Annotated in this window: 19 protein-coding genes and 1 pseudogene; 6 read left to right on the forward strand and 14 right to left on the reverse strand. The window is 39.6% G+C overall.

The window, feature by feature from the left end; translation table 11 throughout:
• The first annotated feature begins 384 nt into the window (after positions 1 to 384).
• Positions 385 to 2,601 carry a glycerophosphodiester phosphodiesterase family protein gene (locus AR334_RS07435; protein ID WP_066307481.1) on the forward strand — a complete coding sequence of 739 codons (2,217 nt, stop codon included), beginning with the start codon at positions 385 to 387 and terminating at the stop codon, positions 2,599 to 2,601.
• An 80-nt stretch (positions 2,602 to 2,681) separates the two neighbouring features.
• Here AR334_RS07435 and AR334_RS07440 read toward each other — a convergent pair whose 3' ends face one another.
• Complete coding sequence (locus AR334_RS07440) at positions 2,682 to 3,575, reverse strand: LysR substrate-binding domain-containing protein (RefSeq protein ID WP_066307488.1); 894 nt, start codon at positions 3,573 to 3,575, stop codon at positions 2,682 to 2,684.
• Positions 3,576 to 3,708: 133 nt separating this feature from the next.
• Here AR334_RS07440 and AR334_RS07445 point away from each other — a divergent pair, with 133 nt between their 5' ends.
• Positions 3,709 to 4,890, forward strand: a complete 1,182-nt coding sequence (locus AR334_RS07445) for a Xaa-Pro peptidase family protein (RefSeq protein WP_066307489.1) — start codon at positions 3,709 to 3,711, stop codon at positions 4,888 to 4,890.
• A 165-nt stretch (positions 4,891 to 5,055) separates the two neighbouring features.
• On the opposite strand, the gene AR334_RS07450 is transcribed toward AR334_RS07445, so the two are convergent.
• Both AR334_RS07450 and AR334_RS07455 read right to left on the reverse strand, forming a co-directional pair.
• Positions 5,056 to 6,375, reverse strand: coding sequence for a nucleotide sugar dehydrogenase (locus tag AR334_RS07450; RefSeq protein ID WP_216638010.1), 1,320 nt, complete (start codon positions 6,373 to 6,375; stop codon positions 5,056 to 5,058).
• Positions 6,376 to 6,391: 16 nt separating this feature from the next.
• On the reverse strand, positions 6,392 to 7,726 hold the full coding sequence (locus AR334_RS07455) for a glycosyltransferase (protein ID WP_066307491.1): 1,335 nt from the start codon (positions 7,724 to 7,726) through the stop codon (positions 6,392 to 6,394).
• A 391-nt stretch (positions 7,727 to 8,117) separates the two neighbouring features.
• On the opposite strand from AR334_RS07455, the gene AR334_RS07460 reads away from it, so the two are divergent.
• Positions 8,118 to 9,266 (forward strand): ArgE/DapE family deacylase, encoded by a 1,149-nt coding sequence (locus AR334_RS07460; protein WP_066307492.1) that lies wholly within the window; start codon positions 8,118 to 8,120, stop codon positions 9,264 to 9,266.
• Between the two features lie 357 nt (positions 9,267 to 9,623).
• Here AR334_RS07460 and AR334_RS07465 read toward each other — a convergent pair whose 3' ends face one another.
• On the reverse strand, positions 9,624 to 10,328 hold the full coding sequence (locus AR334_RS07465) for a gamma-glutamyl-gamma-aminobutyrate hydrolase family protein (RefSeq protein WP_066307495.1): 705 nt from the start codon (positions 10,326 to 10,328) through the stop codon (positions 9,624 to 9,626).
• Positions 10,329 to 10,555: 227 nt separating this feature from the next.
• On the opposite strand from AR334_RS07465, the gene AR334_RS07470 reads away from it, so the two are divergent.
• The gene (locus tag AR334_RS07470) at positions 10,556 to 11,407 is read left to right on the forward strand and encodes a cation diffusion facilitator family transporter (protein WP_253701201.1); all 852 of its coding nucleotides are present in this window, start codon (positions 10,556 to 10,558) and stop codon (positions 11,405 to 11,407) included.
• A gap of 97 nt (positions 11,408 to 11,504) precedes the next feature.
• Here AR334_RS07470 and AR334_RS07475 read toward each other — a convergent pair whose 3' ends face one another.
• From AR334_RS07475 to AR334_RS07490, 4 genes are all read right to left on the reverse strand, one after another.
• Positions 11,505 to 12,155 carry a YdeI/OmpD-associated family protein gene (locus AR334_RS07475; RefSeq protein WP_066307497.1) on the reverse strand — a complete coding sequence of 217 codons (651 nt, stop codon included), beginning with the start codon at positions 12,153 to 12,155 and terminating at the stop codon, positions 11,505 to 11,507.
• Positions 12,156 to 12,183: 28 nt separating this feature from the next.
• Positions 12,184 to 12,795 (reverse strand): GNAT family N-acetyltransferase, encoded by a 612-nt coding sequence (locus AR334_RS07480; RefSeq protein ID WP_066307502.1) that lies wholly within the window; start codon positions 12,793 to 12,795, stop codon positions 12,184 to 12,186.
• A 160-nt stretch (positions 12,796 to 12,955) separates the two neighbouring features.
• Complete coding sequence (locus AR334_RS07485; RefSeq protein ID WP_066307503.1) at positions 12,956 to 13,723, reverse strand: ABC transporter ATP-binding protein; 768 nt, start codon at positions 13,721 to 13,723, stop codon at positions 12,956 to 12,958.
• A 29-nt stretch (positions 13,724 to 13,752) separates the two neighbouring features.
• Entirely contained in the window at positions 13,753 to 16,107 is a 2,355-nt protein-coding gene (locus AR334_RS07490; RefSeq protein WP_066307504.1) for an ABC transporter permease, read from the reverse strand.
• A gap of 429 nt (positions 16,108 to 16,536) precedes the next feature.
• Here AR334_RS07490 and AR334_RS07495 point away from each other — a divergent pair, with 429 nt between their 5' ends.
• Complete coding sequence (locus tag AR334_RS07495) at positions 16,537 to 16,737, forward strand: hypothetical protein (RefSeq protein WP_066307506.1); 201 nt, start codon at positions 16,537 to 16,539, stop codon at positions 16,735 to 16,737.
• 188 nt (positions 16,738 to 16,925) lie between these two features.
• Here the strand turns inward: AR334_RS07495 and AR334_RS07500 are convergent, their stop codons facing one another.
• The 6 genes and pseudogenes from AR334_RS07500 to AR334_RS30300 form a co-directional block, all read right to left on the reverse strand.
• Positions 16,926 to 17,405: a CBS domain-containing protein gene (locus AR334_RS07500; RefSeq protein WP_066307508.1), complete on the reverse strand. Its 480-nt coding sequence runs from the start codon at positions 17,403 to 17,405 to the stop codon at positions 16,926 to 16,928.
• Positions 17,406 to 17,674: 269 nt separating this feature from the next.
• Positions 17,675 to 19,351, reverse strand: coding sequence for a M4 family metallopeptidase (locus AR334_RS07505; RefSeq protein WP_066307511.1), 1,677 nt, complete (start codon positions 19,349 to 19,351; stop codon positions 17,675 to 17,677).
• 205 nt (positions 19,352 to 19,556) lie between these two features.
• Positions 19,557 to 19,949: a glucose starvation-inducible protein GsiB gene (gene gsiB, locus AR334_RS07510; RefSeq protein ID WP_066307512.1), complete on the reverse strand. Its 393-nt coding sequence runs from the start codon at positions 19,947 to 19,949 to the stop codon at positions 19,557 to 19,559.
• Positions 19,950 to 20,195: 246 nt separating this feature from the next.
• Positions 20,196 to 20,666 carry a divergent PAP2 family protein gene (locus AR334_RS07515; protein ID WP_066307514.1) on the reverse strand — a complete coding sequence of 157 codons (471 nt, stop codon included), beginning with the start codon at positions 20,664 to 20,666 and terminating at the stop codon, positions 20,196 to 20,198.
• Positions 20,667 to 20,939: 273 nt separating this feature from the next.
• On the reverse strand, positions 20,940 to 21,281 hold the full coding sequence (locus AR334_RS30295; protein WP_253701211.1) for a group II intron maturase-specific domain-containing protein: 342 nt from the start codon (positions 21,279 to 21,281) through the stop codon (positions 20,940 to 20,942).
• Positions 21,282 to 21,443: 162 nt separating this feature from the next.
• Positions 21,444 to 22,269 (reverse strand): annotated as a pseudogene (locus AR334_RS30300) (reverse transcriptase domain-containing protein); the annotation flags it as partial.
• A gap of 637 nt (positions 22,270 to 22,906) precedes the next feature.
• Between AR334_RS30300 and AR334_RS07525 the strand changes: the two are divergent.
• Entirely contained in the window at positions 22,907 to 24,592 is a 1,686-nt protein-coding gene (locus tag AR334_RS07525; protein WP_066307516.1) for a hypothetical protein, read from the forward strand.
• Positions 24,593 to 24,652 lie beyond the last annotated feature (60 nt).

A 24,652-nucleotide genomic window follows, 5' to 3' on the forward strand; every position in this document is an offset into this window, starting at 1 on the left:
CTCCAACTTTATTTTTATAGCAAGTTAACTGGCGGGATAAATATTCATTATACATTTTTCCCTTCAATAGAAAATGGCTTTGCTTCACTGCCATGGGCCGGTTTTCCAGAAGGCCCACAAAAAAAACGAATTCCAAATAGGAATTTGTTTTTTTGTTTTGGAGAGTTCAAGTGTTAACCCAAAGAAATTTATTTCGCCTAAGATTATAAACCTATCGATTGCAGGTCATTTAACCTATAAAATTCAGGATTTCTATTATTTTATATAAGAAGAAATAACTGTTTTTTCCAGTTTACAGTTTATTCAAACTCTATTAACTATCACTCAACATTCCTCCTATATGTTTATAGTCGAAGACATAATTTTATAGGAGATGATGGAAAGATGAAGAAAAGTTTGATTGCCGGCCTTGCCACTCTCTCGCTGTCGGTTTCAGTAGCAGCCCCTTATGCCGTTTTAGCCAAACCGATTGAAATTTCAGCTACTGACAATGGACAATCCACCTTAAAGCCGCTTACCTCCGATGTCGCGGTCATTGCCCATCGTGGTGCCTCTGCCTATGGCCCAGAACACACACTTGTGGCCTACAAACAGGCCATGACCATGGGGGCCGATTATGTCGAATTCGATTTACAAATGACCAAGGATGGCCAATTGATTGCCCTGCATGATGAAACCTTAAACCGGACCACCAATGTCGAAGAGCTATATCCGAACCGGGCACCATGGCGGGTAAAGGATTTTACCCTCGAAGAGATCAAGCGTCTCGATGCGGGCTCTTGGTTCAATCAAGCCCATCCCGATCAGGCAAAAACGGCTTACATAGGACAGCAAGTTCCAACCCTTGAGGAAGCCATCAATTATGTCAAGCAGCACGGAAACGGAAAGTTCGGCCTTTATATGGAAACAAAGGCACCCAATGTTTATCCTGGAATGGAAGAGAAAGTAATTGAAATCTTGAAAAAAACCAATGTCCTGGATCAGGAAAAACTGTTCCTCGAATCGTTCAGTGAGGAAAGCCTTCGCAAATTAAGAACACTTGCCCCTAACGTAAAACTGGTACAGCTTTATACGGGAGGCATGCTGGCAGGCAAAGACGTATTTCAGGAAATGAAACGGGTTTCCGACTATGCTTCTGGCGTGGGCCCCAGCAAAGAACTGGTGGTTCCAAAGTTGATGCAAGCGGCGCATCAAAACCAGCTGCTCGTTCATCCTTGGACTGTCAACTCCCAAGATGACATGATCTCCTTGCTCTCTCTTGGTGTCGACGGCCAGTTCACCAACAATACCGACCTGCTGGTGAACATACTGGACAAGCCGTTTATCTCACACGGGGTGGCAAGCGGTGATGTGACCGATTCTTCCGCCATCCTATGGACCAGGACGAACGCCAAAGCCAACGTGCAATTTGAAATTTCAACAGAAAGCACGTTCAAACATAATACCATTGTTAAAACAAGCGCGGCGGAGATCAAGAACGATTTTACCGTAAAGGTCGAAGTGAACGGATTAAAACCCGACACCAAGTATTATTACCGGGCACATGCGGTTTCCAGCAAGCATACCGTAACTGGTTCCTTTAAAACGGCACCGGCAGAAAACAGCCTAAAGCCATTGACGATGGTTTGGGGCGGTGATACGGGCGGCCATGGCGAGATACCGCCATATAAATCGTTCGAAGCGATGTCAGCCTTAAATCCAGACTTCTTCCTGTACAGCGGTGACACCATTTATGCCGACAGCCCTACCCCGGCTGTACCGAATCCACCTTCACAAAAGGTAGAGGATTTCTGGGCAAAGTATAAAGAAATAAGGACGGATAAAGGGTTCCGCAGCCTCCTGCAAAAAACAGCAACCTTTGCGACCTGGGACGACCATGAAGTCATCAATGACTTTTCAGGACCATCCGAGCCGCTGACGCCAACCGGATTACGCGCGTTTAAAAACTACTGGCCCATCTCCAATCAACGCAGCGACGCAGACAAACTGTATCACAAGTATTCTTGGGGCAATACGATGGATATGATGATGTTAAACAACCGGGGCTATCGCTCTCCAAACACGCAGGCTGATGGACCTGATAAAACCATGCTTGGGGGCGAACAAGTAGAATGGCTGAAGCAGCAGCTGCTTGAATCAGACGCAAAGGTGAAATTGGTTGCGTCCTCTGTTCCGATCTCCATTCCAACCGGTAAAGCCATGTCGCGAGACGGATGGGCCAACGGCGACAATGTCAATCCGAATGATCCAACAGGGTTTGAGCAGGAGTTCAAGGAAATCTCTGATTTTATCATCGAAAATGGAATCAAGAACGTTTTCTTCGTTACAACTGACGTTCACTTTGCAGAAGTCATCAAATATGATGCCAATCATGATGGGAAAACGGATTATAACGAATTGATCAGCGGACCGATTGGCGCTGTGAAGATTAATCCAGGAACATTGGACCCAACCTTCGGGCCTGAACGGTTATATGCCGAAGGAAACTTCTTCAACTTTGGCGTATTCCGTATCGACCCAGCCACCCAGAAAGCAACGGTCGAAATTCAGGATGAAAATGGCCAAGTCCATTTCAGCCATACCTTCCAATTGGAAGATTAATATTATAGGAAAATACACGGGGACGGTTCTCTTGGCTTTTTTGTGCCATATGAACCGTCCCATGGTATTCTCAACGATTGTTAGTTGTCTTTAAATTGGAATTCATTATGATAAAATTCAAAAAAGAATGGAAGGAATTTGTCTACTATCTCAGAGTTATGATCCTTCCTCCACGCAATGGATGCCTCAACCGCAACATTTATGTCTTCCACTTTACGTAGTATGACCCTATCTGCAGGAATCATCGGGGATGGAGTCAATGCTACTCCCATGCCGGCAGCAACCAGCGCCAAAACAGTTTGAAGGTCATTGGCCTGAATCTTTATATTGGGTGCGAATCCCGCCCTTTGGAAAATGCTCATAAACGTATCGTAATACAAAACACCTGCGGATTTAGGTGTCATGATAAAGGTTTCGTCTGCCAAATCACGAATGTAAATGGACTGTTTGTTTGCTAGGGGATGATTCTCCGGTAATGCAGCCTTAAAACGCACTTTTTTTATCGGCCTTACATGAAGTTTACTGCTATTGATTGGAGCGGATACGATACCGATATCAATCCTTTTTTCATTTAATGCTTTGACTATATCGGCTGTACTCAGTTGGTGAAATGCAAACCCTACTTGAGGATGAAGTTCAAGGTATTTTTGAACGAAAGGAATCAGATCCTGGACTGTTCCAGTGAAACCCATTCTTAATTCACCTTCCATCCCGGTGGAGGATAATCGCGTAATAACGCATGCTTGTTCCACTTGATCAAGGATTTGATATGCCTTGTTCAGAAACACCTTTCCAGCGTTTGTCAACTCAACATACCGCTTTGTCCGATAAAACAATTGGGCACCAATTTCCTCCTCCAACTCCTGAATTTGCCTGCTAAGAGGCGGTTGGGCGATGTGTAACCTTTCCGCTGCTCGACCAAAGTTTAATTCCTCCGCAAGTGCCAGAAAATATCGGATATGCCTCAGTTCCATATACGTTCTTCCTTCCTATCATCAATACCTAATAGGTATTAATAGAAGTGATTTTAGGTATTTCTCTTCATTATTTTGATTTTTTAAAATAAAGTCAAGGGAAGAAAACTTCTAGCAAAGGGAGAATTTATATATGTTGAAACAAGAATTGCTATATAGAATAGGTCGCCTTCAAAAGACACTGGAAACACACTCTATAGATTCCTACATCATCACTGCTGAAGAGGATATCTGGTACTTTACCAATATTACCTATAAACCGGAAGAACGACCATTTTTTCTCGTTATATCTCCCGATCAACAGCCCGTATTAGTGGTGCCAAAACTCGAAGAATCCCATGTTTATAAAGGAATTATAGATTGTAAGGTTATCACCTATTGGGATTATCCTTCACCGGTTGGAGAAAACTGGAATGAGGTATTGAATGATTTTATTAAAAGATTTGGAAGAACGGGAATAGAGGACAATGTGAAAGCGGAAGTATTTTTAAAAATCAAAGCAAAGGAACTGGTTCCAAGTCAGCTAATCGTAGAACAACGGAAACTAAAAAGTCCATACGAGCTTGAAAAAATTAGATCGAGTGCAAGGATCTCAGATAGAGCAATGGAAATGATTTTTAAATCCGTTTATAAAGGGGCTACTGTCATTGAACCATTCGCCTTGTCACGAAGCGTCCAAACCGAGCTCATTCGGACAAAGCAATTTGATCCCATCACGACTTCACTCCTGACTGCCGTTTGGCCAGCACCCATTAGTTCCATGCCACATAGTATTCCCAACTTAGGTGATCGGTTGGGTTCAGGACCGAACGTGGCGATGGCTTATTTTAGAATAAACGGATATGCCTCCGAATGTGAACGAACCTTTTTCCTTGAAAATCCGACAGACGAAGAGGAAGAGTTATTCCACCTCATGATGACTGCCCGGCAAAGGGCATTGAAAGTTTTGAAAGCCGGGGCGAGAGCAGCTGATGTCGATTCCGAAGCAAGGAATTATCTTATCAAGAATGGATTAAGTGAAAATCTGCTGCATCGAACGGGGCATGGTGTGGGCCTGGGGAACCATGAGGCACCTTTTATCGCGGAAGGCAGTAATGAAATTTTGGAAGAAAATATGGTGATCACGATAGAACCCGGTATTTATATTGATGGAGTTGGAGGTTACAGGCACTCCGACACGATTCTTGTGACCAGGGAGGGGTATGAATTATTAACAACAGCCCCTACAGAACTATCTGATGTCATCATGAAGAGGCCGAATCCCATAGCTAAACTAAAAGGCAGCCTTATACAAAAATCATTAAAAATTGAATAAAATCTTGTGGAGAACCGTAGGTGGTTCTCTTGTTTTAATTAAGCCAAAAAAAAGAGTGCCAGTCACTACCCGTATATCGATAAAATACGGGTAGTAACTATGGACTTTGTTGCATAATTTATCTTCTCTATTAGTTTTTTATAAAAGAAAATAATAAGGCACTTATTACAATTTATAATAGCTACCTTTGAAATTCTCCACTTCTTTAAAACCGTTTTTCGTATCAAAGATTATATTTGCGTTTGTTGCAATTTTTTTATAATCAAAATCGGTGTGATCTGTTAGTAAGGCAACTACGTCAAATTCCCCAAGTTTATCGTAATTCATCTTTTGAACGGGGATTATTTTCCCCTCCAATGTGAAATTTTCAACATGAGGGTCATAAACCGCAATCTCAGCACCTAACTTTTCTAATGACTCATAGAAACGGAAAACCGGAGATTCCCGAACATCGTCAATATCTTTCTTGTAAGCAGCACCTAAGATGGCAATTTTGCTGCCCTTCACTGTTTTACCTTGCAAGTTTAGAATCTGCATGATTTTTTTAATAGAATAGGAATTCATTCTATCGTTAATATCACCAGCGACTTCAATTATCTGGGTATTGTAATTGTATTTTTTTGAATACCAAGAAAGATAATAGGGGTCAACGGGTATGCAATGTCCTCCTATTCCTACACTTGGATAAAACGCCATGAACCCATATGGTTTTGTATTGGCAGCTTCAATTACTTCCCATGGATCTAACCCCATTTTGTCACAAATAACAGCAAGCTCATTCGCCAAGGCAATATTTACAAACCGGAATGTATTTTCAAACACCTTCGCCATTTCAGCTGCTTTCGTTGAACTGACAGGGAATACATTTCCGCCAATAAACAATTGAGCAAGTTCCGTACATCTTTCTGTATGACCGCCAACAATCCGCGGAGTATTCTCTATCGTATATACTTCGTTTGACGGGTCAATTCTTTCTGGAGAGTAGGCAACAAAGAAATCTTCTCCAATTTTAAATCCTCTGTCTTCAATTGATTTAACAATGATCTCTTCGGTTGTAGAGGGATAGGTTGTACTTTCAAGGATGACTAATGAACCCTCGGTGGCATTCATCACAATTTCGTCTGTTGCGTCTTGAATATAAGACAAATCTGGTTGCTTGTGTTCATCAATCGGCGTAGGAACACAAATAACCATGACATCAACTAATCGAAGTTCAGAAAAGTCATTTGTTGCTCTTACTTTCTTTTTGTTTACTAATTGTTTCAAAACATCATCCTGGACATCGCCAATGTAATTTTTGCCCGCATTTATACGATTGACTTTTGTTTCATCCACATCAAACCCAATAACCGAATAACCTACTCTCGCTTTAGATACCATAGTCGGCAGACCTACATAGCCCATTCCAATCACGCCAATAACCGCACTTTTTGTCTGTAATTTAGCATGTAACTGACTGTAGTTATTCAGGTCTGTTTCGGCCATAAAAAAAATCCCCCCCTTATCTTGTACCCCAAGATGTTTTATTAATGGTTACTAACGCCCAAACTCGAATCGGAACTAATATGATCATATAAATAAGAGCAAATATCGGAGAAAACAGATAAACCAATGGATTTTTAAAAAAGTAATAAACTCCGCTAATAAAGGCAACGAGGACCATATATCCTAAAGAGTATAAAACAAAAATCATAGCATATGTTTCTGTCCATTGAAGGAAAGATGCTGTTAGAGATACGGAAAAAAAGAACCACGTATATCCTTCACCAAGAAGCCACACTAACATAAACGGCTTTTTCCAAGCATGTTTCAAGGAGGCAATACTGAATAAATAGGTTGATTTTCCCCAGCGGACTTGTTGTTTAAAAAGTTGTTTTAATTTGTTCGGTACGTCCGTCAGACACACAGCGGTCGATTGATATTTTGTCTTTCCTCCATATTTCAAGGAGATATCGGTTAACATCCGGTCGTCGCCGACTTCACAAGGAACCCCAGCTACAGTAGGACTTAAAAATTCATCCAAATGGTCCACAACCATTTTGGCCCTATGCATACTTATGGCACCAGAACAAACCAAAACAGCATTGGTAACGGATTGTGCGCCGCGCCCTACTCGAAATGCTTTATCATACACTACGTCTTGCAATCGAGTTAAGAAGTTTTCTTTTGCATTTCTTGCGTTAATATGACCGACGACTGACATGACTTGATCGTCATTAAATGGTTTTAATAATTCCCTTACGGCATCCGGGAATAGATATCCATCAGAATCAACTAGCATGAAAATATCACCAGTAGCATGTGTAAATCCCCAGGCTTGTGCGGCTTTTTTCCCTTTGTTTTTTTCAAATTGATGCGTGATGATTTTAGGCAATGAAGGGTCATTTTTCGAATGAATGACTTGTGCCATTTTACTTACTTCAACAAAAGCGGAATCATCGGTACTTCCATCATCAACAAAGATAATTTCATGAATGGGGTAATCTTGTTGTAGCAAACAAGCTAAACTTTTGTTTACGGATTCGATACTTTCATTGTAATTGGGGATAATAACAGATACCTTATACTCTTTCTTTGGCTCCTGTTTTGCAGGGTTATAAAAATAAGAAACAACCACTTTTAGTAAAAGGTAGCCGAAACTGACAGTAGAAAAAGCGCCAATCACATATTCCCATGTTTTTTCAGCCCTAACATTGACAAACACCATCCCCGTTAACAATAGAGCATATAAAACAACGATAGTTATTCGAACAAACCAATTTTCCACCACTACAGGCGCTTTCGGTTTCTTTTTACTTTGATATGGCTTGCGTTGATCATTTTCTAATTGAGACATTTTTATCTCCTTTCATTTACTATCTTTAAATATTTTTTGTGATATCAAGCACCGCCTCACTTTGTAACTTTTGGCGCCTTTATCATACCCCTCCTTTTTCATCAGTTAGTGCATCCTATGTAAATGCATCATTTTTGAAATGGGCAAGTGTTGAGAAAAGGAGATAACGGTAGGAAAGTAATAAGAACAAATTATACGTGCATAATTTAGTCCTAGATTTAACGGGTTCTTTCGTCGGAGAAAATGTAAGATTTTTGGGGGTAAATAACTAAAAAGGCAACGGGGTGTCGTTGCCTTTTGAGAAGCTAATTCAACAAATATACTGCTTTTTGGGTAAAATACAGTTGTATCTCATTAAGGATAGACAGATAAAATTTTGGAGGGTCTTAGTATGAAGCATTTTACAGAAGAAGATAAGATAAAGATTTTATCTGATATTATTGCGATTAAATCTGTTAATGAAAACGAAATCGAAGTGGCAAATTACTTGAAAGAATTATTTGCAGAATACGGCATTGAATCTAAAATTGTTCCAGTTACAGACACTCGTGTTAACTTAGTGGCTGAAATTGGAAGCGGAAGTCCAGTCATTGGCGTTTCTGGCCATATGGATGTGGTTTCTCCTGGTGATGAGAGCGAGTGGACTTCAGATCCGTTCACATTGACAGAAAGAGACGGAAAATTATATGGGCGTGGAACAAATGACATGAAAGCAGGTTTAGTCAACCTTGCTTTAGTGATGATTGAACTCAAAGAAAATAATGAACTAAAAAATGGTACTGTCCGTTTTATGGCAACGACTGGTGAAGAAGTCGGCGGCGCTGGTTCTAAAAAATTATACGAAGAAGGCTATATGGAAGATGTCAATTATCTATGGGTAGCTGAACCTTCTCATGACACGATTATTTACTCTCACAAAGGTTCACTTAACTTGCGTGTAACGTCTATTGGCGAAGCAGCACACAGTTCTATGCCTGACCAAGGGTATAACGCGATTAATCCATTGATGAAATATCTATTAGAAATAGATGAAAAATTGAATGGCGATGATCGTAAAAATGAAGTTCTAAATAAATTGGTTATGAGTACAACTATTTTTAATGCAGGGAACCAAGTAAATTCAGTTCCAGAAAAAGCAGTAGCTGAAATAAATGTGCGTACGATTCCAGAATTTGATAATGATGAAGTGATTGACATATTCAAGACAACAGCTGACAAATACAATAAAGAAGGCTCCGATATTAGGGTTGAAGTGACCATGTCATTACCAAGTGTTTTCACTTCAGGACAGTCTGAAATGATTGAGCTTGCGAAAGAACTCGGTAAAAAACACTTAGGTTTGGACATTTCTGTTAAAGGTTCACCAGGGGTGACAGATGCATCAAACTTATTACGTGGTAAAGATGACAACTTCCCATTCATGATGTTTGGTCCAGGCGAAACAAAAATGGCACACAAAACAGATGAATATGTCTACAAAGATTACTACTTTGCATTCTTCGATATCTATAAAGAGTTAATTTTAGGATTATCGAAATAAAAAGTGATTTTTTAAACATTACAGAGATGACTTCCATTTTTTGGTAATCACCTCTTTTTGCTTTGGTTTTGCCAGACACCCTATTTGAATTCAATATGGACTGAATGTTGATTTCACTGTGTTTGAAAAATAAACGGAAAAATTCCGGTTAAATTGGGAAATACCCGTATTTCCCTAAAAATAAGAGGAGTTTTTCCGCTTATATGGTCTAAATCTTTGGATTTTGTCTTATTTTGAGCAGTTAATCGGAATTTCTCCGCTTATATCTGCTTCTTTAGCCTCCACTATATACATTAGCCGGAAATTTTCCGCTTATGAATTCTAATACTTACACAATAAAGGGGTTTTCAACTGTCATTAGTTACATGATTTCACAAATTCTATAAACAATTTAAAATGATGATCGTCAAACTGGTAGATGAACTCAGGATGCCATTGAACGGCTAAGATAAACTTTTTGGATGGCATGACAACCGCTTCGATCAATCCGTCTTCAGCCCTTGCTGCAGGCAATAGATGTTTCGATATCTCCTTAATTCCCTGATGATGTAAACTATTTACTTTCAGAGAATCTGTTTGAAAAATAGGATAAAGCGCGGTATCCCTTTCTATGTAAACATAATGAACGGGTTCCGTGTAGGGCGGCCTTTGAATATGTTTGATGGTACTACCACTTAGCTGAGTAGGAATATCCTGATATAATGTACCGCCTAACATGACATTAAATAGCTGCAGACCACGGCAAATCCCTAAAGCGGGTTTATCTAGTTCCACTACATGCTTAAAAAGAGCAGCCTCCATCACATCGCGTTCACTGCAGATTTCCCCGCAAGACTCGTCTTTTTCACCATACCACTCTGGATTGATATCCTGACCACCAGAAAATAAAAAGCCATCAAAAGCAGCCGCTAGTTTTAGAATTGTATCCTGGTCTGTGGTTAACGGTAACATGACCGGGATTCCTCCAGCATCCTCGATCCCTTTCATATACCCAGGCAGCATCCAATAGCTGTCCTTATCTTTATCATACAAGGGTAATACACCAATCATCGGTTTCTCCATCTAGTATTCACTCCCCCATTATGTACCTTCCGAAAAAAACATCTATTATACTACATAATTATTATAATATTGATACGTCACTTAGGGACAAGGAAAAATTCTTGGCAGCGGTAAGTGATTTTGATACTTATTCTCAATTATAATAATTAATTCTCAATTAGATTGACAAGTAACATGGTTTTATCTATAATAAATTTATAATAATTATAATTTAGGGAGTGTACAATGTGAGGAATGATACTGTTAAATATAAAAAAAATATGAAGCTTTTTATTTGGGCTGCTTCCTTAACCCTATTTTTTGCCTTCATTGAAATCCTCTATGGATTCATTTCAGGCTCTCTGATGATGATGGGCGATGGTGTTCACATGGGGTCAGACGCTTTCTCATTGATTCTTTCCCTAATCGCAACCATCATGGCCACAAAAGCAGCCACGAAAAATAAAACTTTTGGATACAAGAGATTTGAACCCATCGCGGCATTTATTAATGGTTTAACGTTAATCATTATCCCTATATTTATCATCACAGAAGCCGTAAGCCGTATGATTCATCCAATCGACATCATCCCTAACCAAATGTTAATCGTCGGTACGATTGGTTTAGTGATAAATGGAATCGTTGGTTTAATTTTGACTAAGGCCAATTCTAATTTAAATGTAAAAAGTGCACTGCTTCACGTTTTAGCGGATTTATTTACGAGTGTGAGTGTTGTCATTGCAGCATTGGGGATTAAATACTTTGGGGCAACATGGTTAGACCCAATTGGAAGTATATTGGCATCACTCATCATTATTGCGGGTGGATTCAAAATTACAAAGGAATCTTTAAATATATTAATGGAAGGCACACCAAAAGGGTATTCCGTGGATGAAATTGAAAAGTTGGTTAAAGATGTGGAAACAAATCTAACCGTTAACGATATTAAAGTTTGGTGTATTAATGAGGCGGAAATATTTGCTGCCATTCATGTGAATACTACATCAGAGAATAATAACAAACTACTAAATACCATCAGAAAAAAAATAGAAACCAATATAAACATCCCAGCAAAAAACATTTACGTAAACATAAATTAATCATGTGATGGGACAGTAAAAACGGGGCCAGTCCCCCAAAATTAGAACAGGAGACTGACCCCAAGAATCATATTCGAATGTTTAAACCACTTATACGCTATTTCTTTTTCTGCCGATATAAATCAACAGATTTATACCCCTGTGACAGGATGTCGACCATTTGTTCCAGGCGTTTTTCCCGTGTTTGCTGCTGTGTGGCAGAGAATAGATAGCGTGCCCAACTCTTTTGGTAGCCTGGTGTTAACTCCTTATATAGTCTCAGTTCATTGGGATGATCCGCTAAAAGCTTTTCAATATCTTTAACATTTTTCTCATAATCGGCAACAGACTGACTTGGAGCGGATGACTTTTTCGTTTTCCTTTTTTCACGCTTCAATCCAACGACAGTGAAGACATCATCCATTCCCACCATCCGCGAGAATTTCAAGTCGCTGTCTTCGACATACCCATCCTCGTTCACCTTCAGCGCAGGAAAGATTTTATCTCTATGAATGAACGTTTCGTACCGCTTGTTCCCTTTTTTCGGATAAGCGAAAAATAAGTACCCTTTTTCAAGCAATAGCTGTTCCTTGATCACCCTTTTTGTATAGTCCACCATTTGCTCGAGCGTTTCGATAAAAATAAAGATCCCATCATGGTTTCCGGATAAATTCTTCTGATTGTCAATAAACAAATCATAGTCATCCGGCTGATTTAGCACTGCCAGATTACCATACTTACCTAGATTTAATTTATCAATAATGGTCATCCTTTTACCCCTTCCTTAAACCGGAAATTTAACAATCTTCAATAGTGGAAAGAACCTTGTCAAGGATCTGTTCTCTATTTTTTACGTCGGTATGTATCTCTTCGAAAGCCTCAGCTATCGCTTCTCGAATCAACTTACTTGGTAATTTCTGATGGTTAGATGAGGGCTTAAAAAATAGGTACATCGGAAACCCACCATTGTTTGTTGGAAATTCATAACCAACATCTTGCTTTTGGGCACCCAATCTTTCATAAAAGTGGATTCTTCTTAACTGGTTATTTTTATTTTCACCTTCAACAGGTATTTCCACCTCGAAAAATAAGCCCAGCCCATCCTGTTTATATTGTGCTAAGTGGTTTAATAAAATGGCCCCATACCCTTTATTCCGAAACTCTTTATTAACTGCCATATAATCGAGCCAAATGGCATTTGCCTGCTCTAATTCATAAATAAACGTATACCCAACCAACTCATTATTGCTCCGTTGATTCGCCACCAATAATTTGTATTTCTTTTTAGAAAGTAAGAATTCAAGCTGGTCGTAGGTTTTTCGTTCTTCGATAGGAAAGTCTTCCTCATAAAGTTGATAAACATTCTTTAGTTCGTTCATCCCACCGTCCACTATGTAAAGCTCAGCCAACTTTTACTCGACCTCCATCCTCATTTTGGTCCTTAACTAAATCAAAACGAACATAATCTTCTGTTGTTTATTTTTAATTTACCACAAATTAGAGACCATGGGGACGGTTCTGCTGAATTTTCAGGCACTGGAAAAGTGCCATAAGAACTGTCCCCGGGGTTCAAAATCCATTTTCCACAAGCCATTTCATAAGGCTTTCTTCTCTTTGCCTCATATCCTCATACTGCGGATCAAACTTATTCATTTTTTTCTGTGCACCAATCGTTCCATCTACCATAAACAATATTCTTTCAGTTTTGGCTGCCACCTTTACATCATGCGTAACGAGCATGACGGTTGTCCCATTTTTATTAATCTCTGAAAGAATCGCCATAATCTCTTCTGTCGATTTGGAATCTAATGCTCCGGTCGGTTCGTCTCCAAATAGGATATCAGGATCATTGATCAATGCTCTGCAGATGCCGACTCTCTGCAGCTGCCCGCCAGAGCCTTGGGTGGTCGTATGATTAGCAAGCTTTTCAATTCCTGTCATTTCCATCAGCTTTCTTGCTTTTTCATACACCACATTTTTATCCGCATCTTTTGCGACAAGAGCAGGAAACATCACATTGTCAATCAATGATAGATTTTTTAATAGATTAATATCCTGAAAAATAAATCCCATGTTTTTCAAACGAAGCTGTGCCAGTTCTTCTTCCTTCATGCTGCCGATTTCACTGCCTTTAAATTTCACACTGCCGGAAGAAATGCGATCCATTCCGCTCACATTGTACAGCAGTGTCGATTTCCCGCTTCCGGATGGCCCCATGACCGATACGAATTCACCTTCTTCTATATCTAGGTTGATGTCCTTCAAGATATGAAGCTCATTCTCATTTCCTAAAGCTACTTTTTTGTTCATATTTTTTGCTTCCACTATATTGCTCATCTATATCCCTCCCATCCCATTCAGTACTGTTAACTTCTTAATACGACGGATAAATCACCTTTTACGGCTACCTTGCAGGACACAATTATTGTCCATCCAACGGCGATCATCAGCGCTAACGGACAGAGCAGCCAGGTCTGCCAAATAATATGGACAAATTCTATTTTTGCCGCTCCCAAAGAGGACATCGCCATACTTACTAGAAACTCCCCTACATAATTCGAAACCAGCGTGCCGAGGATGATTCCTATTACCAAGACCATCATCGTTCCTGCCATATATTGATGACTAATTTGCTTTGACGTTAATCCCACACTTCGCATAATGGCAATCTGAGACATATCTTTTGATAAAAGCATTCGTAGGAATAAAGCAGTGATCAATACGGCTAGGATAACGGCGATTGCAATTCCACCTATCACCACAGCTCTCATCTGTTCAATCAGATTTCCAAGCGTCTGCTCTGTATATTCTTTGATATCATTTACCTGCGCAGCATCGTAAGTATTTTGGTAGTAATCCATTTTTTCACGAATATCCACGCCCGGAGCCAAATCCATGCTCACAATATACCAAAGAACGGCCTCTTCATTTACCCCAAGACTAGTATGCGCCTTTGCTGTTTTTCCTCCATTGGTTATATCCTGATAAATACCCGTAACGGATAAAGTCCGCTCTTTCCTACCAACCCTGACGGTTACTTCATCTCCTACTTTCTTGTTTAATCCGTCTTTTGCGGCATTGGCAAAGGAAAGCGAGATTTCTCCCTTACCCTGCGGTGCTCTTCCTTCCAAATAGTTTAATGGAAAGACGGAAAAATCTCCGGTTTCAATATTCATATAGTCCCAGGAGCCTTCCTCGTTTTTCACCTGGTAGGAACTTGTGATGTACGCTGCATACTTTTCAATATCGGAATCATTCTGCAGTTCCTCCTGCAGTTTTTTAAAATCTTCTGTAATCGTATCGGTTCTTCGAAGATCGATTCTGATGTCGGATTTTCCTATTCCCATGTATGTAGAAAATTCTGGTGAATTCATAGTGTTATAAATATTGACAGGGAGAATGACAATAAACGTACATACGATAAAAATAACAAACAGCAGCCTGTATAATTTGAATCGTTTCCATACATCCCTAAAGCCCATGTAAATATTGGTGCTGAAGAATTTGTTCTTTAGCAGCGGGAAACTGTATTTTCGGCTCTTTCCCCGCTCCATAGAATCTCTACGTAAAGCCTCCACAACAGAAATCTTATCGATTTTTTTCAGTACTTGCTTGCAGTACAGCACAATCATGCAATAGACAAGTAATGGAGCTATAAGCGATAAGACATATTGTAAGCTACCAGATAAATCGGAAGATAGGTAAAGTCTCATCTGACCGTTTATCAGATTTACCGCTGCAAAGGACATCAGATACCCGATTATACCGGCTGCTACAGAGATGACTCTGTATTTGTTAAGATAGACCCTTTTTATATCCTTTTTGGATATCCCCATTGCTTTCATAACACCGATTTCTCTCATATCCTCATCAATCGCCGCCAGAAATGTAAGTCTGATACAAAGCGAAGAAATCACAATAAGCAGCATACTAATAAATAGAATGACAATCGCAACGGCCATATCTGACATGGCATTAAACATTGCAAATATCTTTCCTTCGATGATCGGACCGTTTGCCGGAAGACCCGCTTCGATATAGGCAGCCTGTACAGCAGCAGGATCACCATTTTCAACCAACTTGAATTCGATCAGATATTCCATTTCCCCAGCCTGCGCTTTCAGCATTTCATCATAGTCACTCTGATTGATCACAAACCGTTTCGAAGAAGTGAGGGATGAGTTCATCTCAAAATCTCTTGCATAATCTGAAATGATAAACTCTTTCTCATACCTGCCGCTTATCACCGTAATCCGCTCACCTATTTTTAAGTCATGCTGTTCCATGAAATAAATGGGAACGGCAACGAAACCCTCCTTAACTTCCAGCTTTTCGTTATCAAGATCCAATATGAAATCGAATTTCTTGTTCTGTACAACAAATGAAATATCCTGTATCGTCCCAGCCATCGTTTGATTTTGGCCAAAATGGATATTGCTTCCGTCGATATTCTGAAGAACCATCGTCTCCTGCATCGCGATTTGGTCACGGTATTGTGCTGTAAATTGGTCGATGTCTGCCTGGTCATATTCTCCGGCATGCATCACCGTCAGATCAGCCGGCACAGCACTCTCTTGAAGATCTGACAGCGACTGAAACAGATTGACAATATTATTCGTGGCACTGGCTGTCAAAACAACGGCCATCGTGATAAATACAAATACAGTCATCGTGACAATTTTGTTTCTGAGAAAATCATTCTTGACTATTTTCAAAAACATGATTATTCCTCCTCCCTGCATCGATCATTTTTTTTTCCTTGCAATATATCAATCTTTGTCAGTTCTTCAGAGGAAAATATCCATCACTTTTCGGATTCAGGATGGCTCCTAGCCGAATGAACAAGGAAATACTTTCCTTCGTACTAATGTCATCATACATAATAATCTTTATTCCATTAACCTGCTAAAGCCTAATGACTTTCTACGTCCACAGCCCTATTTTTTAAAAAAATTTATTTTTTTGCATTTGTAGAGCGACCCTTTATGGGGCAGGTTAATAAGATTATTGGAAATATAGTGCAAATTTACTTTGTTTAATGTTAAAGTTTAAGAGAAAGGTAGTGTTATTAATCACTTAGGATTGGCTATGGTAGACATTCTTGCATATATTTGAATTAACTGAGACTAAATAAAAACGGGGTGAAAAAATTGGATTGGTGGTTTTACATCACAATCATTACAGGGCTTAGTCTCCTTTATTATGGTTATGAAAACAAAAAGAAATATGAATTAAAAAGAAGAACAATGGAATTGGAACATGAAGTAAAAATCAAAGAAATGGAATTAGAACAAAAAAGATTGGATGTAGAAATAATAAAATTGGAAAATGGTTTTGAAAAAACACTTTAGATTTTTCCAGTTAAATACAGAATGGAGCTCGTTTCGGGGTAAATAAGGGGAGATTTTCCGATTATGCATTGGAAAATCTCCCCTTTTCGAATTTTTCGAGTCAATAGGCGGAATTTTTCCGTCTATTAACTGTCAAGGAGATTCGACAAATTACTGCTAGCGATTACTGCTAGCGACTGGCACTTTGTTTATTGTTCCTGAACGGATTCTTCATTAAAGATGGATTTTGATAAACTATGGATAATATCCCCTCGGCTGATAATGCCCACGACTCGGCCGGCTCCATTCACGACAGGAATTTTTTTAAAATGATGTCTAGATATTAAACGGATCGCACTTTCAAAATCATCATCAGGTGCTAATGTCTTAATATTTTTCTTCACCATAATTTCCCCAATAGGCGTATTCATTCTTTCTCTTAATACATCTTCTATTTTTTGTGCTTCTTCTATATAAGTCACATAGTAGGCTAAATACAGCTTCTCTTTATGTGGGGAAAGATATCTCACAATATCCCCATCTGAAATGATACCGACTAAATTCCCTTTCTCATCCACGACTGGGACTCCGCCAATGCGATTGGTTTCTAATAGAGAGATTAACTCTTTCACAGTTGTTGACTGCCTAGCAGTAATGACATTTCGAATCATAAAATCGCGTACTTCCATGTAGACCGTCTCCTTACGTTTACTATATAAGCAATTTCCTTTTAGTAAAAATAGTATCTAGTTTAAGGATACACCTTATTTAAAGGTTCATGCCTTTCGAATTTATGAACTTTTTTTGAAGGTTTTATAGTCGAAACATATGAAAATGGGATGATTAGAAGCATGAGGAAGAACCAAAAAAGAAAGCCTGCCCTTTGGTGAAGGACACCAATGGACAGGCTTTCTTTTAAACTCTGGTTTTACCTAAATCATAGAAACGGAGAAAGTAATTAGTAAATTCCCACCGCATCAAACCCGGAATTAGTTGCAGCCACTTCCGCGCTGCCTTCACCATAAAGATCGATGGCAGACTGAACAGCCGCCTTACGTGCGTCGCTAAAGTTGGAATTTGGGGTTAAATATACTGATAGAGCACGATAGAAAATTTTACCTAGTTTTTGCCTGCCGATATCTTGAGCAATCAAGTAGGCAGCATGGTTTGTAATCGAAGAGTTCACATGGACACCGCCGCCATCAACAGAAGTTGGCATATGATAAAATTCATTCATATGTTTCGGATAGACGCCCCCATTTGTGCTATATGCCCTTCTTTGCTCGTTTTGTACAATAACACTGTGTGGATCCCTTAAACTGCGCAATACTCCATTACCCGCAGCTTTAGCGGCCGGTGCCATAATATCCTCGCCCATTTCCCAATCATCATCATCAACGAGTGCACCAAAGATGTCAGCGAATGATTCGTTTAGTGCTCCAGATTGATTTTGGTATACTAAATTAGCTGTATGAGTGATGACGCCATGAGTCATTTCGTGAGCAGCAACGTCAAGTCCAGCTGATAGAGAAATCATAAACTCACCGTCACCATCACCATAGGTCATCCAACGTCCATTCCAGGAGGCATTGTTATAATTGGTGCCATAATGGACTCTGGAGATGATGGCCATCCCGTTGCCGTCAAGGGAGTTGCGGCCATGCTCATTAAGGTAATAGTTATATACCTTTTCAGAATTATAGTGTGCATCTACAAGCGCTCGATCATAGTCTCCGATAAATGCAGCAGAATTTCCTACATGGATCGTATCGTTACTTGAAGTATTATCATTTTTGGCATCATAGGTTATGATTCCTTTAAGGTTTTCATGAGAGTAATCTTCTAACGTAAACTTAGTTCCGGCATTCGGTTCCTTCACTTGGGTAATATGTAGTTGCCTGTGAGCGCCATGTACACCTTTTCCGGCACCATTTTGTGTTTTCTTTTCATCAGCATGCATTAGGCCATTATACTGATCAATCACATCGCCTGTTTTTGCATCCACAAAGACAAACCAGTTTCCGGGATCATCCCCCATGAAGTTTACATTCACTTTATAGGCAGTATGATTTTCCCCTTCAAAAGGATAGACAACTAGCTCAGAGGTTGGCTCGTAGGTCAGCTCTTCAGGAGCGTTGACAGCGGATAGTGCCTTCTTTAGTGCAGCATCACTACTTAAAGAGGCCGTCGTGTCCACTGCAGTATCGGCAACTGTTTGATTCACTCTTCCGTTAACAGCAGTGACCTCATTATTTTCATTAAAATGAACAATAATTTCCGATCCTTCTACCTTTACCCCATTTATGGACTGATCAAAGCGGACGTGAGTCATACCTAGTTCATCTTTTTGTACATTTTTCACCTTTAGATTTTTCTCCGGATCTTTGAACCCGGTTTTATCTTGGTTTTTCTTTAAATAATTTAATGCATTGGATGTGTTGCTGGAGGAGAATTTCTCTGCATGCCGCTCCTTCACAAATACTGGAACGCTCGCTTTCGCATTCCACTTCTCAGAAGCTTGTACACTAGTAACCACTTTTGAATCAACCGGATTCGCAAAAACACTGCTCATTGGGATCGAACCTACCAACATCGCCGACGAAAGAACCATAGGTAAAATAAACTTTTTCCTCAATTTCCCATACCCCCTATTATTTTCCAACATCTTTATTATAGATTAATAAAAGTAGACTCGCATCGATATTTGGAATTATTTGAATTATTAAAATAGTAGTAAAAAATACCTAGTTAGAAAAGTGGAGTTTCTGAAGAGAATTGAGGAAAATGGCGTGGATTGGAAAAAAGGGGGGAGAATTCTCTCCTCCCTTTATAGAAAAGGTTTAATCATCACGTTGTTCTGCTCGGGCATTTCCGCCTTTTTCTCCAATTTCCTGATAAAATTCTTTATCGTGGTTGTTAGAGGTGGCTTCTCCGCCCTTGCGTCCGATTTTCTGATAGAATTCTTTGTCGTGGTTTTCGGAGGTGGCTTCTCCGCCTTTGCGTCCAATTTCCTGATAGAATTCTTTGTCGTGGTTTTCGGAGGTAGCTTCTCCTCCTTTGCGTCCAATTTCCTGATAGAATTCTTTGTCATGGTTTTCGGAGGTAGCTTCTCCGCCTTTGCGTCCAATTTCCTGATAGAATTCTTTGTCATGGCTTTCTGAGGTAGCTTGCCCGCCTTTACGTCCTGCTTCTTCCAACGTCATTTTCCCTTGGTTATCGTTTTTGTTTGCCATAATAAATCCCTCCTAGTGAAATTTGGAATTGCTATTTGACTTACACTTTTTATGTACCCATACTAGTTTTTCTTAAACATTTTTTAGTTTTTAAAAAGATAATTCATTGCAACAATGTGAAATGATACACTTTAATGAACATGTAGCGTTAGATTCGTAGCTATCGGAAGGGAAAATAAAAAGTGGCTCAGTATAGTGAACTAAGCCAGGGAACGATTACAAGAATTCTTAATATGTAGAAATATGTTAAAATGGGTAGAGAAAATAGGTTGAAATGCCAACGAGGATGCCGGTCAAGGCCCCAAAGAAAACTTCTGTTGGCTGGTGCCCCAGTAATTCCTTTAATTTATCTCTCGACTCCGTTTTTTTCAGATTGGGGTGTTTGATGGTATCGATTAACGTGTTGAAATCTGCCAATAACGTGTTTAATACCTCTGCGTGATAGCCTGCATGTCTTCTAACCCCCATGGCGTCATGCATAACAATCATGGATACGATCACACAAATGGCAAATTCATTGGATTGAAATCCTGCAACGAGTCCAATTGCTGTCGTAAGTGATATGATTGTGGCCGTGTGTGAACTTGGCATTCCGCCTGTACTGAACATCAGCTTCCATTTTAATTCTCCAGATGTTAAAAAGTGAATCGGGATTTTTACAAATTGCGCAATAAACATACCTAAGAGTGCAGCCAGTATGGGAAAAGATAAAAACATATGGTTCCCTCCAATGATTGTATGAAGTTAAGTTTTTGGGGTTATTCGATATTTATATGTAAGGGTTCTATATTATTAATTTACTCTAAAAATTAAGGCATTCCAACCATCCAAATGAAAATTCTACAAAACAGATACAGATCATCAATCAGTTGTTGCTTTAAAGGATCGGGGGACATACGCTTGCGGGAAATTGAGATAGGGGGAGGCGATTAACCTCCATTTATCCCTCTCACACCACCGTACGTACGGTTCCGTATACGGCGGTTCCAATTATGTCGAACGCTGTAGGTCATATCTTGCAGAAATACTTTTTAATCCTAGGGAGAGCCAATAGGCTTTCCCTAATGTTTTGTGAAGGATTGGACTTTTGGATACTCTCCAATAAGCCTTTCTAGTATTTCCCCATTCGTATGCTTTTCCTTTCGGAACACCTAGTTCAATAAGTTTCTTGACCTTTGTCCGGGGAAGTTTCCATTCCTTCCATCGAATCATTCTTAACCTTCGGTTAAGCCATCCTTCGAGTTTTGTAATTACTGAACGAGTATCAGCTAAGTGGTAATAATTAATCCATCCCACTAAATATTCGTTAAGGTCATGAATCCTATCTTCCATGGCAATTGACCTGCGTCTGCTTGTAAGCTTCCTTATTTTATCTTTAAACCGTTTAATTGATTGAGGAGATATCCTCACCTTAGGTTTTAGATTACTTGTGAAACTGAACCCAAGAAATTTCCTTTTCCAGGGGCGGTCTACGGCACTTTTATCCCTGTTAACCTTCAGTTTAAGCTTTCCCTCGATAAAATGAGTCATCGCCTTCATAACCCTTTCACCAGCTCTTTTAGACTTCACATAGATATTACAATCATCGGCGTAACGAACAAAACGATGTCCTCTACGCTCCAATTCTTTATCCAGTTCGTCCAAAACAATATTCGAAAGCAGGGGACTTAAAGGTCCACCTTGCGGTGTTCCCTCAAGATTCGGACTGACAAGTCCGCCTTCCATAACACCAGAGGTTAAAAATCGTCTGATTAGTCTTAACCTTGTCAAAGAACTTCTCAAGGTCAATGTCGACTACCCATCTATAGCCTTCTTCTATATAGCTTTGGGCTAATTTTACAGCCTGATGTGCTCGCCTGTTAGGGCGAAAGCCAAAGCTACAATCGGAGAAGCCTGGGTCGTACATCTTGGTAAGCATCTGGGTAATTGCCTGTTGAATGAAACGGTCTGTCACGGTTGGGATTCCCAGTTTCCTCTTCCCTTTGCCGTCTGGTTTCGGGATTTCGACTCGACGGACGGGGGATGGGATATAGGTTCCCTCGAAGAGGGATTTTCGCAGTTCGCTCCAGTTGAGCATAATATGTCCACGAAGAGCAGTGACGGGCATATCGTCCACTCCATGTTTTCCCTTATTCTTTTCCACTCTCTTTATTGCGTTAAGTAGGTTCTCCCGTGACAAGATTCGTTCCATTAACATTGATATAACCTCCACCGTAAATAGGTGTTCTGATTGTGTCCTTTCCAATTCTCCACCCTGCTTATCGCCCCCCGTGGATTCACCATTTCTTACGATAGACAGGAACCTTGTTTTCTGTTTCATTGAATGGAAAGATACGCCTAGTTCCTATTTTCCATAACCAGTTCAGCCCTTCCTTATCCCCTTAAGTGAATAAGTACTATGGCTTCTGCTGACGCCTGTCGTTCAACCTATCCTCACGGATAGGCTTACCGCATGAGTACGGCATACCGACAGGTTCTCCCCGGGTAAGAGTACAGACTTTCCTTCCATGTCTCCGCCTCATTTACTCTGTAACACCTTCGGCAGTAAGGGCTTTATCTTGTATGGCAGATTCACCCAGTGTTACCTAGCCTTATATGAGATTCGTGTCCCTCGGAGCGGAAGTTTGCCGCCGACTTCCTTCAGATATGAGAGTCACCCCTCATACCCTTGTCTTAAGCTACAGCTACTACTGCCTTCACTGTTCGGGACTTGCACCCTAGAGCCTGCACCCATGCCGGGCACACCATATGAAAAAGAGCCGCAAAAGGACGACTCTTTTTCAGTAGGTATTGTTAGAGACTATTTTACGATCGCTTAGCAGAACGCACCCTATTACAAATGGCTAAGAATGCTGCTTGTTTTTCTGAAAAATTTTAAGTGTTATTAGTAGGAATATATGTTCTTATTCGGTATAATAAACATAGATTAAATGAACGGAAAGAAGGCGATAGGGACTATGTCAAATCAAAATAAGAAACCCATTAATCTGCCCACTTCACCTTCATTTATTGTGGAAAGGGAACTTATCATTTCTCCAAGAGATCGGAAATTCATCAACGCTTTGCTGGAGGATGCTAGAAAAATTCAGAATACCGTCCTCTCCATGGCAAAAAAACGCTATGAAAGAATGATTCGTTCACTATCACATCAAACTCTTTATGGCCACCTTATACAAGTAAACAAGGAACTTGAAACCGAACCGAAAAATAAGTCATTACAAGAAAAACGGAAAGAAACCATAACAGCGTTGCGGAATATAAGTAAAGAATATAGTTTAACCAAGAGTCAATTTGAAAAGAATGCCAAAATCGTTCGCTCTTATTTTCATAATCGATTAGATTCCGTAGCCGTCCAAAAAGCAGCGGATCGTGCCTGGATTTCGTTTGACAAATATTTGAATAAGAAATCCAAACACCTTCATTTCTTGAAAAATGGAGAAAACCATTCCATCGAAGGGAAAAGTAATCAGGCTAGTGTTGTAGTTAAATATGAAAATGGCGAACTAAAATTGCGCTACGGGGATTACTATTTTCAATTCATACCGATTAAAAAGAACGATTTGTACATGGAGGAAACAATATCTTCTATTCGATCATTTTTTGAAACCCCATTAGACCAAAATGAGGCCGTTCAAGAAAATACGAAACTACAATTATCCTTTATAAACGAAGAAATAACGAAGGAATATTATCAAAAGCATTTTCAAAGTACCTACCGCATTAAATATAACCGCATTATCAAAAAGGTCATTCGTGGTCGTGAACGATTTTACCTGCAAATGATTGTAGAAGGCAGACCCGTTCCAAAACGAAAAAAAGATGGCAAATTTCGCCATCAATTAGGCAAAGGGACAGTTGGCAATGATTTTGGAACGCAAACGGTAGGTGTAGCAAGTAATGATAAGGTGGCACTCATCAATTTAGCGGAGAACGTAGAAAATATCGATTGTAAATTAAACAAAATTCAACGGAAGATGGATCGTTCCAGACGAAAATCCAATTCAGAAAACTATCATAAGAATGGCACTGTTAAAAAAGGCAAAAAGAAATGGATTGATTCAAAAAGGTATAGAAAGTTAAAAGCCAAAGCAAAAGAATTACACCGAAAAACAGCGATAAAACGAAAGCTCGCTCATCAAACGCTTACGAATCAATTAATTCATTTGGGTGATATCTTTATCGGTGAAGAAATGAATTTTAAAGCACTGCAAAAGCGAAAAAAAGATACGGAGAAAAATGAAAAAGGTCAGTATAAACGAAAGAAACGATTTGGAAAATCACTCGCAAATAAAGCCCCTTCCATGTTTATCTCCATCTATAGAACCAAAGTCAATCAATTAGGTGGCACCTTTTTATTAGTGAATACAAAGAAATTTAAGGCCAGTCAGTACGACCACACCACTCAAACGCCAGTCAAAAAGCAACTCTCTCAGCGTTGGCATATCCTCTCAGACGGAACACAGGTTCAAAGAGACTTGTATAGTAGCTTTTTATTAAAATGTAGTAATGTCACTTTGGACCAGCCTGATTTTGCATTGTGTAGTTTTGAATTCAATGCCTTTATAGTAAAACATGATGAGTTTATTGAACAAACAATAGCTAGTAAAAAGAAGATTATGAACAGCGGAATTAAAGTTGTGTAGAAAAAAAGTCGGGAGATTGACCATCTTCCAACTCAAAAAACAAGCGAAGGCGCGTTATGC

Source organism: Bacillus sp. FJAT-29814 (assembly GCF_001510715.1).
Lineage (GTDB): Bacteria > Bacillota > Bacilli > Bacillales > Cytobacillaceae > Neobacillus.